At 74.5% G+C, this 12,076-nt stretch carries 11 protein-coding genes; 7 read left to right on the top strand and 4 right to left on the bottom strand.

Annotated features, from left to right (window positions below; genetic code table 11):
- Positions 1-47: 47 nt before the first annotated feature.
- Complete coding sequence (locus tag AC2A1K_RS07105; RefSeq protein WP_483895614.1) at positions 48-833, bottom strand: SDR family oxidoreductase; 786 nt, start codon at positions 831-833, stop codon at positions 48-50.
- Between the two features lie 93 nt (positions 834-926).
- Here AC2A1K_RS07105 and AC2A1K_RS07100 point away from each other — a divergent pair, with 93 nt between their 5' ends.
- The 7 genes from AC2A1K_RS07100 to egtD all read left to right on the top strand — a co-directional run bounded on the left by AC2A1K_RS07100 (position 927) and on the right by egtD (position 9,746).
- On the top strand, positions 927-2,567 hold the full coding sequence (locus AC2A1K_RS07100) for an ABC-F family ATP-binding cassette domain-containing protein (protein WP_483895613.1): 1,641 nt from the start codon (positions 927-929) through the stop codon (positions 2,565-2,567).
- Positions 2,568-2,747: 180 nt separating this feature from the next.
- A complete protein-coding gene (locus AC2A1K_RS07095; protein WP_133828818.1) occupies positions 2,748-2,957 on the top strand; it encodes a helix-turn-helix domain-containing protein in 210 nt (69 codons plus the stop codon).
- Between the two features lie 164 nt (positions 2,958-3,121).
- On the top strand, positions 3,122-4,984 hold the full coding sequence (locus tag AC2A1K_RS07090; RefSeq protein ID WP_483895612.1) for an ABC transporter ATP-binding protein: 1,863 nt from the start codon (positions 3,122-3,124) through the stop codon (positions 4,982-4,984).
- 153 nt (positions 4,985-5,137) lie between these two features.
- Positions 5,138-6,562: an ergothioneine biosynthesis glutamate--cysteine ligase EgtA gene (gene egtA, locus AC2A1K_RS07085; RefSeq protein WP_483895611.1), complete on the top strand. Its 1,425-nt coding sequence runs from the start codon at positions 5,138-5,140 to the stop codon at positions 6,560-6,562.
- Positions 6,559-7,911, top strand: coding sequence for an ergothioneine biosynthesis protein EgtB (gene egtB, locus AC2A1K_RS07080; protein ID WP_483895610.1), 1,353 nt, complete (start codon positions 6,559-6,561; stop codon positions 7,909-7,911). The genes egtA and egtB overlap by 4 nt, the downstream gene beginning before the upstream one ends.
- Positions 7,912-7,914: 3 nt before the next feature.
- Positions 7,915-8,679, top strand: coding sequence for an ergothioneine biosynthesis protein EgtC (gene egtC, locus AC2A1K_RS07075; RefSeq protein WP_483895609.1), 765 nt, complete (start codon positions 7,915-7,917; stop codon positions 8,677-8,679).
- A 95-nt stretch (positions 8,680-8,774) separates the two neighbouring features.
- Positions 8,775-9,746 (top strand): L-histidine N(alpha)-methyltransferase, encoded by a 972-nt coding sequence (gene egtD, locus AC2A1K_RS07070; RefSeq protein ID WP_483895608.1) that lies wholly within the window; start codon positions 8,775-8,777, stop codon positions 9,744-9,746.
- On the opposite strand, the gene AC2A1K_RS07065 is transcribed toward egtD, so the two are convergent.
- The 3 genes from AC2A1K_RS07065 to AC2A1K_RS07055 form a co-directional block, all read right to left on the bottom strand.
- The gene (locus tag AC2A1K_RS07065; protein ID WP_483895607.1) at positions 9,697-10,395 is read right to left on the bottom strand and encodes a hypothetical protein; all 699 of its coding nucleotides are present in this window, start codon (positions 10,393-10,395) and stop codon (positions 9,697-9,699) included. The genes egtD and AC2A1K_RS07065 overlap by 50 nt on opposite strands.
- A gap of 109 nt (positions 10,396-10,504) precedes the next feature.
- Positions 10,505-10,945, bottom strand: a complete 441-nt coding sequence (locus AC2A1K_RS07060) for a hypothetical protein (protein ID WP_483895606.1) — start codon at positions 10,943-10,945, stop codon at positions 10,505-10,507.
- Positions 10,942-12,042, bottom strand: coding sequence for a hypothetical protein (locus AC2A1K_RS07055; protein ID WP_483895605.1), 1,101 nt, complete (start codon positions 12,040-12,042; stop codon positions 10,942-10,944). Before AC2A1K_RS07055 ends, AC2A1K_RS07060 begins: the two co-directional genes overlap by 4 nt.
- Positions 12,043-12,076: the final 34 nt, after the last annotated feature.

Below are 12,076 nucleotides of genomic sequence, written 5' to 3'. Positions count from 1 at the left end.
GCCGGTGTCCGGTTGAGGTGGCCGTGGGGTTCAGGTCCTGGGGTGGTTCACGTGTTCCCGGTCGCCAGCATTCCGCCGTCGACGCGCACGGTCTCCCCGGTGATCCAGGACGCGGCGTCGGAGACGAGGAAGCCGACGAGGCCGGCGACGTCCTGCGGGGTGCCGAGCCGCTTCATCGGATAGCGGGACGCGACCTCGTCCTCGCCCTGGATGTAGAGGGCCTCGGCGAACTTCGTCTTGACCACGGCCGGCGCCACGGCGTTGACCCGGATGCCCGGCCCGAGCTGGAACGCGAGCTCCTCGGTGAGGCGGATGAGCGCGGCCTTCGACGCCCCGTAGGCGCCGATGACGCCGCTCGAGCGCAGCCCGCCCACCGATGCCATGTTCACCACGGCGCCGCCGTGCTCGCCCATCCACGCGCGGTGGGCCTCCTGGACGAAGCCGAGCGCGGCGACGACGTTCACCTCGAAGATCTTCGACACGGCCGCGAGGTCGGCGTGCACCAGCGGGCCGTACTGCGGGTTGATGCCGGTGTTGTTGACCAGCACGTCCAGGGAGCCGAAGCGCTCGACGGTCCGGTCGACGGCCTCCGTGCGGGCCGCGGCGTCGCCCGCGTTGCCCGCGACCGCCAGCACGCGGTCCGGCGCGCCCAGGGACGCCAGCCACCCCGCGGCCTCGTCCAGCTCCGCCTGCTTGCGCGCGGTGATGGTGACCGCGGCGCCGCGCTCGACCAGGTGGCGGGCGACACCGAGACCGATGCCGCGACTCGCGCCGGTGACGAGCGCCGCTCGACCGGCGAGATCCCGGGAGACAGGGGGCGTGGCGTCGGTCATGTGCGCACCCTAGATCGAGGTCGGACTCCGGGCGCCGCCTACACTGGAGAGTCGCCATTCGTCCGTGCCGACCACCTCCCCGAGGACTCCCCTGTGATCACCGCGTCCGATCTCGAGCTGCGCGCCGGCTCCCGCGTCCTGCTCGCGGGGGCGACGTTGCGCGTCCAGCCCGGCGACCGGATCGGTCTCGTCGGGCGCAACGGCGCGGGCAAGACGACGACGCTGCGCTGCCTCGCCGGGACGGGCGAGCCCTACGGCGGTGTGGTCAGGTCGACCGGCCCGGTGGGCTACCTGCCCCAGGACCCGCGTGAGGGCGACCTCACCGTGCTGGCGCGCGACCGCGTGCTCTCGGCGCGCGGGCTCGACGAGCTGCTGCGCGAGATGGAGAAGACCCAGAGCGCGATGGCCGAGCTGGCCGACGACGCGGCGCGCGACCGGGCGATCGCGAAGTACGGGCGCCTCGAGGAGCGGTTCGCCGACCTCGGCGGCTACGCCGCGGAGAGCGAGGCCGGGCGGATCTGCTCGAACCTCGGCCTGCCCGGGCGGGTGCTGGCCCAGCCGCTGCGCACGCTCTCGGGCGGCCAGCGCCGGCGCGTGGAGCTCGCCCGCATCCTGTTCGCCGCCAGCGGCGACGGTGCCGGATCGAAGGGGGCAGGTAACGCCGGCACCACGCTGCTGCTCGACGAGCCCACCAACCACCTCGACGCCGATTCGATCGGCTGGCTGCGCTCGTTCCTCCAGGCCCACGAGGGCGGGGTCGTGGTCATCAGCCACGACACCGAGCTCATCGAGGCCGTGGTCAACAAGGTGTGGTTCCTCGACGCCACCCGCGGCGAGCTCGACGTCTACAACATGGGCTGGAAGAAGTACCAGCAGGCCCGCGCCGACGACGAGGCCCGACGCCGCCGCGAGCGCGCCAACGCCGAGAAGAAGGCGGGCGCCCTGCAGGCCCAGGCCGCGAAGATGGGCGCGAAGGCCACCAAGGCCGTCGCCGCCAAGCAGATGGCCCGGCGTGCCCAGGCCATGCTCGACGGCCTCGAGTCCGAGCGCGTCGACGACAAGGTGGCGCACATCCGCTTCCCGGCGCCTGCCCCGTGCGGCCGGGTGCCGATGACCGCCGACGGGCTGTCGAAGACCTACGGTTCGCTCGAGGTGTTCAGCGGGGTCGACCTCGCGGTGGACCGGGGCTCGCGGGTCGTCATCCTCGGTCTCAACGGCGCAGGCAAGACCACGCTGCTGCGCATCCTCGCCGGGGCCGAGACGCCCGACACCGGCGCGGTGCTGGCCGGCCACGGCCTGCGCACCGGGTACTTCGCGCAGGAGCACGACACGCTCGACATGGAGCGCAGCGTCTGGGAGAACGCCCGCAGCGCCGCCCCGGACACCCCCGAGCAGCAGCTGCGCACGCTGCTGGGCGCGTTCATGTTCTCCGGCGAACAGCTCGAGCAGCCCGCCGGGACGCTCTCCGGCGGCGAGCGCACCCGCCTCGCCCTCGCCGGGCTCGTGTCGAGCGCGGCCAACGTCCTGCTGCTCGACGAGCCCACCAACAACCTCGACCCGGCCAGCCGCGAGAAGGTGCTCGACGCCCTGCGGCGCTTCGAGGGCGCGGTCGTGCTCGTCACCCACGACCCGGGCGCGGTCGAGGCCCTCGAGCCCGAACGGGTCATCCTGCTGCCCGACGGCACCGAGGACCACTTCTCCGCCGATCACCTGGAACTCGTCGAGCTCGCCTGACTGAGCGGTTCGTCACCGAGCGCCCCAGCGCACCTCCCGAAGGGTCCGACAAACGGGCCTCGATCACTCCGATCGGCCGAACCGCTTACCGATCACGGGAAATGTGCGATGGCGCACACTCCCCTCAACGATCATCATGGGTCGACCGGACCTGCGGTGGGACGAGGGGTGGAACACGAGATGGCCGATCTGAAGAAGGGTGCTCGGATCACCGGCACCCAGCGCGACAAGCTCGCCAACGACCTCAAGAAGAAGTACGAGAAGGGCGCGAGCATCCGTTCGCTGGCCGAGTCCACGGGGCGCTCGTACGGATTCGTGCACCGCGTGCTGTCCGAATCGGGAGTGACCCTGCGCGGGCGCGGGGGCGCCACGCGCACCAAGAAGAAGTAGCACGGGCACCTCTCGCCGGCGGGGGCGAGCGAGGGGTGTCCCGTCCGCGGCGGCCCCGGTGTACACCACACGCCGGTCCCGAGCGGATGTCCGCTTGACCTCGACCATGCTCGAGGTCGCACGCTCGTCAGGCACACGGTCCTCACGAGCGACGGGAGCGGGCCATGGACGCCTGGTCGTTGATGCAGTCCGCGGCGCAGGCGGACAGCATCCCGCGGTCGGTGCCGCGAGGGACGCTGCCGCGCATCTGGCGCTTCGCCGCGCGCCACCACCGGACGCTCGCGGCGTTCCTGCTGCTCGCCACGGCGTCGGCCGTGATCGGCGTCGCGACACCGGTGCTGGCCGGGCGCGTGGTCACCGCGATCACCAACGGCTCCGCGCCGTCGGCCGTGGTCACGATCGCCCTGGTGATCGCCGGGCTCGCCGTCCTCGACGCCGGCCTGACGCTCGCTGAGCGCTGGCTCTCGGCCCGGATCGGCGAGGGCCTGATCTACGACCTGCGGCGCGCGGTGTTCGCGCACGTCCAGCGGATGCCGCTGGCGTTCTTCACCCGCACCCGCACGGGCTCGCTCGTCAGCAGGCTCAACAACGACGTGATCGGTGCCCAGCGCGCCTTCACCTCGACGCTCTCGGGCCTGGTCACCAACACCATCCAGCTCGTGCTCGCGGTCGTCGTCATGGTCGCTCTCGCGTGGCAGGTGACGCTGCTCGCGCTCGTGCTGCTGCCGGTCTTCCTGCTGCCCGCGCGGCGGATGGGCCGGCGGATCGCCTCCCTGCAGCGCGAGTCGGCGGACCTCAACGCCGCGATGACCGGCCAGATGACCGAGCGCTTCTCGGCCGGCGGCGCCACGCTGGTCAAGCTCTTCGGGCGCCCGCAGGCCGAGGCCGACGAGTTCGGCGAGCGCGCCGACCGCGTGCGCGGCGTCGGCGTCCGGACGGCCATGGTCAGTCGGGTCTTCCTGACCTCCCTCACCCTCCTCGCCGCCCTGGCCCAGGCGCTGGTCTACGGCCTGGGCGGCTGGCTCGCCGTCACCGGGGTCCTCGACGCCGGCACGGTCGTCAGCCTCGCGCTGCTGCTGACGCGCCTGTACTCGCCGCTGACCTCGCTGGCGAACGCCCGTGTCGACGTCATGAGCGCCCTGGTGAGCTTCGAGCGGGTCTTCGAGGTGCTCGACCTGCAGCCGGCGATCACCGAGTCCGAGCGCCCGACCCCGCTGCCCGACGGTCCGCTCGGCGTCGTCGCGCGCGGGGTGCACTTCACCTACCCGTCGGCGTCGGCGGTGTCGCTGGCCTCGCTCGAGGAGGTCAGTCGGCTCGACGACCGGGCCGGTCACGAGGTCCTGCACGGCGTCGACCTCGTCGTCGGGCCCGGGCGGATGCTCGCGCTGGTGGGGCCGTCCGGGGCCGGGAAGTCGACGATCGCGTCGCTGATCCCGCGGCTCTACGACGTCGACGCCGGCGAGATCACGGTCGGCGGGATCGACGTGCGCGAGCTGTCGTTCGCCGACCTGCGCGACGCCGTGGGCGTCGTCACCCAGGACGGGCACCTGTTCCACGACACCGTGCGGGCGAACCTGCTCTACGCGGCGCCGGACGCCACGGAGGCGCAGCTGCGCGACGCGATGGTGCGGGCGCGGCTGGGCGACCTGCTCGACGAGCTGCCCGCCGGGCTCGACACCGTGGTGGGGGAGCGGGGGCACCGGCTCTCCGGCGGCGAGCGCCAGCGACTGACGATCGCGCGGCTGCTCCTGGCCTCGCCGCGGGTGGTCATCCTCGACGAGGCCACCGCCCACCTGGACTCCGAGTCCGAGCAGGCGGTGCAGGAGGCGCTCGCCGAGGCGCTGGTCGGTCGCACCTCGGTGGTGATCGCGCACCGGCTCTCGACCGTCCGGGCGGCGGACACCATCGCGGTCGTGGAGCACGGGCGCGTGGTCGAGCAGGGCACGCACGCGGCGTTGCTGGAGCGCGGCGGGCGGTACGCGGACCTCTACCACACCCAGTTCGCGCCGTCGCAGGCCGCGGCCTGAGCGATCACCCACTGTGATGTTCGCATCGGGGACACTCGTCGTCCGACCCCCTGCGGGGCGTCGGACCCGCGTGTAGCGTCGCTGAGCGTCCGTGTGCGTTCGCAGCAACGACCCCGGTGATCACTGCCGGTGTCGGTCGATCAGGGAGGGCTCGTGCCGGCTCCGACTCCGTCCGTGCGCCCCGGTGGGCCGGCGGGGGACGCCGCTCGGCCCGGGATCGCGCTCGACCCGGCCGCGCCGCTCACCGAGCGCGCGGTCGCGGAGGCCTACGTGGCGTCGGTGTGCTTCAAGCACGGTCCGCCGCGGCTCGTCGGCACCGAGCTCGAATGGCTCGTGCGCCACGTCGACGACCCCGCTCGCCCCCTCGACCCCGCCGTGCTGGCCCGCGCCCTCGGACCGCACGCCCCCTCCACCCTCGGCTCGCTCCGCACCACCAACGGCTCCGGTCCCGCGCCCCTCCCCGCAGGCGGCACGATCACCGTCGAGCCCGGCGGCCAGGTGGAGATCGCCAGCCCCCCGCTGCCCGGTGTGGGCGCCCTGATCGACGCCGTGCGCACCGACGTCGCGGGTCTGCACACGCTGCTCGCCGCCGAGGGCCTGACGACCGTCCCGCGGGCGAGCGACGCGCTGCGCCCCCCGCGGCGCCTGCTCCAGGTCCCGCGCTATGCGGCGATGGAGGCCACGTTCGACCGCATCGGTCCGCACGGGCGCACGATGATGTGCTCCACGACCGCCGTGCAGGTCTGCGTCGACGCCGGCGAGGGGGACGACGTCGCGCGGCGGTGGGCCGCCCTGCACGAGCTCGGCCCCGTCCTGCTCGCCGCGTTCGCCAACTCACCCGCCGTCCACGGCCGCCGGACCGGCTGGAAGTCGTCGCGCTGGGCGGCGTGGATGGCGCTCGACCCCGAGCGCACCAGCCCGCCGCTGACCCTCGACGGCGACCCGGCCCGCGAGTACGCCCGCCGCGCGCTCGACACCCGGCTGCTGTGCGTGCGCCGCGAGGGCGCCGACGGGGTCTCGTGGGAGGCACCCGACGTCACGTTCGCCGAGTGGATCGACGGGGCCCTCGCGCCGGCACCGACCCGCGCCGACCTCGACTACCACCTCACGACCCTGTTCCCGCCCGTGCGCCCGCAGGGCCACCTCGAGGTCCGCTACCTCGACCAGCAGGCCGGCGACGAGTGGGTCGTCCCCCTGGTGGTCGTCGCCGCGCTGATGCACGACCCGGACACGGTCGCCCGCGCCCGTGCCGCCGCGGAGCCCGCCGTCGATCGGTGGACCGCCGCGGCGCGCCACGGCCTCGCCGACCGTGTCCTGCGCCGGGCCGCCGGCGACGTCTTCGCACAGGCGCACCGCACGATCGCCGGCCCGGCGTTCGCCGACCTGCCGGCCGACGTGCACGAGCTCGTCGACCGCGTCGTCTCGGAGCGGGTGCTGCGCGGGCGGTGCCCCGCCGACGACCCGCTCGACGACGCCGAGGCGGGCCTCGCGCCCCGGGCCGGCTCCGACGAACAGCTCCCCGACCACACCGACACCGTCGGCGGGCCCCCGACCCTCCTCGGAGGTGAGCGTTCATGACCGCCAGCACCCCCACCGACCCGACCGCGCTGCGTCGCCGCCTCGCGGCCGAGCTCGCGGCGGCCCGGGCGCGGACGCGGTCGCTCACGCACGACGTCTTCGCCGGCGACGACCCCGACTTCACCCACCAGCACTCCCCGCTGATGTCGCCGTTGCACTGGGACCTCGCGCACATCGCGAACATGGAGGACTACTGGCTGGTGCGCCGGGCCGCGCCGGACAGCGACCTCGTCCCGGGCGTGCGCGAGGACGTCGACCACCTCTACGACGCGTTCACCAACCCGCGCGCCGGCCGCCCCGCCCTGCCGCTGCTCGACCCGGCCGAGGCGCGCGTCTACGGCGACCGGGTGCGCGAGAAGGCGCTCGAGCACCTCGAGGCCGGGTCCTTCGACGAGCGCCGCACCCTCGCCGACGGCTTCGTGTTCTCCATGATCGTGCAGCACGAGCAGCAGCACGTGGAGACCATGCTCGCGACCCATCAGCTGCGGACCGGGGCGCCGGTGCTGCACGCCGACCCGCCGCCGCCGTCGGCCGTGCCCGGCCTGGCCGGCACCGAGGTGTTCCACCCGGGGGCGGGGTTCCTGCTGGGGACGTCCCTCGAGGCGGCCGCGCTGGACAACGAGAAGCCGGCCCACCCCGTGGACGTCGGGGACTTCTGGCTCGACGCCGCGCCGGTGACCAACGCCGAGTACGCCCGCTTCGTCGACGCCGGCGGCTATCGCGACCGGTCGCTGTGGTCCGAGGCCGGCTGGGACCACATCACCGCCGAGGGCTGGACCGCGCCGATGACCTGGGAGGAGATCGACGGCCGCTGGCACCGGACGTCGTTCGGCGTGCGCGAGGCCATCAGCGACAACCCGGCCGTCGCCGACCAGCCCGTGCTGCACGTCTGCTTCCACGAAGCCGCGGCCTACGCCGCGTGGGTGGGCAAGCGCCTGCCCACCGAGGTCGAGTGGGAGTTCGCCGCGCGCTACGACCACGCCACCGGCACCACCCGCCGCTTCCCGTGGGGCGACGAGGATCCGACGCCCGAGCGCGCGAACCTCGATCAGCGCCACCTCCAGCCCGCGCCGGTCGGCGCCTTCCCGGCCGGCGCCTCGCCCCTCGGCGTGCACCAGCTCATCGGCGACGTCTGGGAGTGGTGCGACTCGGGGTTCGAGGGCTACCCGGGCTTCGAGCCGTTCCCGTACAAGGAGTACTCCGAGGTGTTCTTCGGCGGCGACTTCCGGATGCTGCGCGGCTCGTCGTTCGGCGTCGGCACCCCGAACGCCCGCTCGACCTTCCGCAACTGGGATCTGCCGATCCGGCGCCAGATCTTCTCCGGCTTCCGCTGCGCGCGGGACGCCTGAGAGGTGTGCCGACATCTGGCCCACGTGGGCCCGACCCCGGTCACGCTCGCGTCGCTGCTGACCGAGCCGTCGCACTCCCTGCTCGTCCAGAGCTACGCCCCCGCGGACATGCGCGGCGGCGGCACCGTCAACGCCGACGGCTTCGGCGTGGGGTGGCTCCGCTCCCATGCTGCGGAGCTGCACCTGTACCGGCGGGACTACCCGATGTGGACCGACGCGTCGTTCCTCGACGTCGCGCACGGGGTGGAGACGACGGCGCTGGTGGCGGCCGTGCGCTCGGCGACGGTCGGGATGCCGGTGTCGACGGCGGCGTGCGCGCCGTTCCGCGCGGACGGGCGCCTGTTCAGCCACAACGGCGTCGTGCGCGGCTGGCCGCACAGCGTGGCCGACCTCGCCGCCAGGCTGCCCCCGCTCGACCTGCTGACCCTCGAGGCGGCCACCGACTCGGCGCTGCTCTGGGCCCTGGTCCGCGCGCGCCTGGCCGCCGGCAAGGACGTCGCCGTCGCCGTCGCCGGCGTGGTCGCCGAGACCCTCGCGGCCGCCCCCGGCTCACGGCTGAACCTGCTGGTCGGCGACGGCGAGCAGATCGTCGCCACGGCCGTTGACCACGCCCTGTCCTACCGGACGCATCCCGACGGTGCAGTCACCGTCGCGTCCGAGCCTCTGGACCTCGACCCCACCTGGGTCCCCGTGCCCGACGGCTCCCTGCTCGTCGCCCGTCCCGGCGGGGGGCACGAGCCGCCCGCCGTGACCGTGTCGGCGCTGTGACCCAGCGCCGACACACCGCCGTTCCCGACGCCGTGAACGCTCGCGCGCGCCCCACCCGGGCGTGGGCCCCGACCCCAGGACGTGACCCGAGACCGATGAGCCTGCCTGCGCTCGACATCCATCTCACCGCCGACGACGCCGACTCCGCCCTGCGGGAGGACGCCCGCCGGGGGCTGACCTCCACCCCGAAGGCCCTCACCCCGCAGTGGCTCTACGACGCCCGCGGGAGCGAGCTGTTCGAGCAGATCACCGCGCTGCCGGAGTACTACCCGTTCACCGCCGAGCGCGAGGCCCTCACCGAGAACGCCGACGCCATCGCGCGCACCGCCGACGCCGACACCTTCGTCGAGCTGGGATCGGGGTCGTCGTCGAAGACGCCGCTGCTGCTCGACGCCCTGGACCGTGCCGGGACGCTGCGCCGCTATATCCCCGTCGACGTGTCGCCGTCGGCGCTGGAGGAGGCCCTGCCGGGTCTCGTCGCGGCGTACCCGGGCCTGGACGTGCACGGGGTGGTCGCCGACTTCACCAACGACCTGCGCAGCGTCCCGCGCGACGGACGCCGCCTCGTCGCGCTGCTCGGCGGCACGCTCGGCAACTTCGAGCCCGACGGGCGCAAGGCGTTCCTCGCCGCGCTCGCCGACGCGCTCGACCCGGGGGAGGCCTTCCTCGTCGGCACCGACCTCGTCAAGGACGAGGCGACCCTGGTCGCCGCGTACGACGATCCCGCGGGTGTGACCGCCGCCTTCGACCTCAACGTGCTGCGGGTGCTCAATCGCGTGCTCGGCGCGGACTTCGACGCCGACGGCTTCGAGCACCTGGCCGTCTGGGTGCCGCAGGCCGGCCGGATCGAGATGCGGCTGCGCGCCCGGCGGGCCATGCACGTGCGGGTCCCGGAGCTCGACCTCGAGATCGACTTCACCGAGGGCGAGGAGATGCGCACCGAGATCTCGACGAAGTTCACGCGCGAGCGCATCCGCGACGAGCTGGCCGCCGCGGGGTTCTCCCACGACGGGTGGTTCACCGACCCGCGGGGCCGGTTCGCGCTCTCCCTCGCCGTGCGCCGCTGAGGGGCACCAGCGGCGACGAGATCCCGCCGGCCAGGCCCGTGGCCAGCGAGGACGCCACCGACGAGACGGTGGCCGACGGCGTGCGGTCCGCCCTGGGCGCCGCGGCCCCCCGCGGGGCCATGGCGGACAGCGGCGCCCCGCAGGGCATCGGGGCCTCGGTGGGTTCCTCGATGACCTCGGCGTCGGCGGCGGTGTCGTCCTCCGGCGGCTCCGGTCCGGGCCTCTCGACGACCCAGCTGCCGTCGACGGGCCGCCGGGCGAGCGTGGGTCCGGCGGTGAGCGCCTCCACGGACACCGTGCGCAGGCGCAGGCGGGCCCGGGTGACGTGGCGGGGTGCCCCGTGCACGACGACGGCCACCACCAGCCGCTCGCCGTGCGGGTCGGGCACGGCGTGGAGCAGGTGGTGGTGGCCGTCGTCGGTGCTCACGGTCAGCTCCGCGAGGGACGTGGAGACGACCGTGGCGGCCTTGACCATCTCGGCGTGGGCGGCCCCGAGCAGCTCGAGGTCGGCGAGCCCGGGGTGTTCGCCCGGGTCGTCGACGTAACCGTCGAGGATCAGCCCGCTGTCGACGTCCACGAGCGTGGCGGCGACGATGCGGCGGTCGTCGAGCAACGGGCGCAGCACCGCCGACAGGCCGTCCGACCGCACGCACGTCAGGTGGCGGTGTCGGCCGCTTCGACGGGTCGGGCTCCGCGACCCTGTCGGCGTGCTCCCGTCCCCGTCTCCCACCCGTGTGGCTCCCCTCCGGTGACGGGGGTCAGCGCCGGCCGACCTGCTGGTAGTACCCCTGGTCCTGCGCCGGCACGGACGGCTGCGACGACGGGTCGTCGAGGTAGAAGCGCTGGCCGATGACCTTGAGGTCTCGGCGGGCCATCGCGAGGTTGGCCTGCTGGCGGTTGAGCACCAGGTAGAAGAACAGCTTGTCGTCGCTGTTCGAGTAGATCGGCCGGATGAGGTGGTACTGCGTGTCGAGCGTGATCAGGATGTCCTCGATCGTCTCGCGCAGGCCCAGCTTCTGCATGACGTCGAACTTGGCGCGCACGACCTCGCTGTTGCCGGGAGCGGCGACGTCGAGGTCGAACTCGGCGCTGCCTCCGCGTGAGCCGAGGGTCATGCCGCTGTCGTAGTCGACGATCGCCACGGCGAACGCGCCCTTGATGTTGGCGGCGGCGTTCAGGGCGTACTCGACATCACTCATGGGTTCCTCCGTGTCGGGGCCGCTCCGGGGGAGCGGGTGGTGCTCTCGGGGTTGCCGGCGAGGGCCGACGGGGACGGGCGTCCCAGACGGAGCAGTCCGGCGAGGACGCGCCGCAAGGTCTCGGGGTCGGAACGCCAGCGCTGGCCGAGCACGCCGGCCGAGTCCTTCGGCGCCGGCGGGTCGTCGTCCGGCTGGTGGTCCGGCTGGTCGTCCGGCTGGTGGCCTGGCCGAGGCGCCGGGCCCGCGGGCGGGGCGGACGCGGCCGGTGGACGGCGAGGCCAGGGGAGCACCGGAGTGGTCTCCGGGGCCTCCCGCGCCGGCGACGACGCCGACGCCGTGCGTGACGGGCCATGCGACGGTGGCGGCGCCCAGGGCGTCGCCGGGGACCGGGCGGACGCGGGCGCCGGTGGCTCGTCCGTCGGTCGCGAGGTGGCCGGTTGCGAGGTGGCCGGTCGCGAGGTGGCCGCCGGGCGCGGCGGGGCGGGCAGCGCGGCCGGGGCTCCCCGGGTCGTCACTTCCGTCGCCGGACCCGTGCTCGTCGGCGTCGCTGCCGGCGGGCGGATCGGGGATGGCGCGCGGTCCGGCCAGGGTGTCGACCGGGCCGCGCCGGGCGGCGTCGTCGATGGTCTCGACGACGGACCCGCGGGGAGCTCGGCCGGCCCGGCCGGGGCCGGGGGTCGGCCCGCCGCGGGGGTCCGGGGGGTGGTGAGCGCCGCGAGGCGCCGGCGGGCGAGGGCGAGGTTGCCGCCCTCGCGGTGGACCCGCAGGTAGACCCAGCCGGTGGCCGGCGTGCCGACGGCGCGCAGCAGGTGGTGGGCCGTGTCGGTGGTGACGATGACGTCGTCGAGGGCGAGATCCCGCTCGGACGCGACGCCGGCGGCACGGCGGCCCCACCCGAGCACGGCGGCGGCGGTGCCCTCGTCGGTACCGATCTCGGCGACCACGCGACGGTCGTGGCCGCCCGGGTCGGTGTCGGTGAGCAGCGCGTGGGCGAAGCCGGGGAGATCGCGCAGCGAGGTCAGGAGCGACGTCGGGAGCGAGGCCGACCCGGATGACGGTGCCGGGGTGGACGCGGGCAGCGTGGCGGGGGTCATCACGGCGGCGGGGCTCGGTGGAGCTCCCGGGGCGGGC

Source organism: Actinomycetospora sp. 2LY8.5, assembly GCF_057180585.1.
This window is presented reverse-complemented; position numbering and strand designations above follow the sequence as displayed.

Bases quoted from the DNA above. Each gene is read 5' to 3' on its own strand.
- AC2A1K_RS07105 (WP_483895614.1), bottom strand. From the start codon at position 833: ATGACCGACGCCACGCCCCCTGTCTCCCGGGATCTCGCCGGTCGAGCG.
- AC2A1K_RS07095 (WP_133828818.1), top strand. From the start codon at position 2,748: ATGGCCGATCTGAAGAAGGGTGCTCGGATCACCGGCACCCAGCGCGAC.
- AC2A1K_RS07090 (WP_483895612.1), top strand. From the start codon at position 3,122: ATGGACGCCTGGTCGTTGATGCAGTCCGCGGCGCAGGCGGACAGCATC.
- egtB (WP_483895610.1), top strand. From the start codon at position 6,559: ATGACCGCCAGCACCCCCACCGACCCGACCGCGCTGCGTCGCCGCCTC.
- egtD (WP_483895608.1), top strand. From the start codon at position 8,775: ATGAGCCTGCCTGCGCTCGACATCCATCTCACCGCCGACGACGCCGAC.
- AC2A1K_RS07060 (WP_483895606.1), bottom strand. From the start codon at position 10,945: ATGAGTGATGTCGAGTACGCCCTGAACGCCGCCGCCAACATCAAGGGC.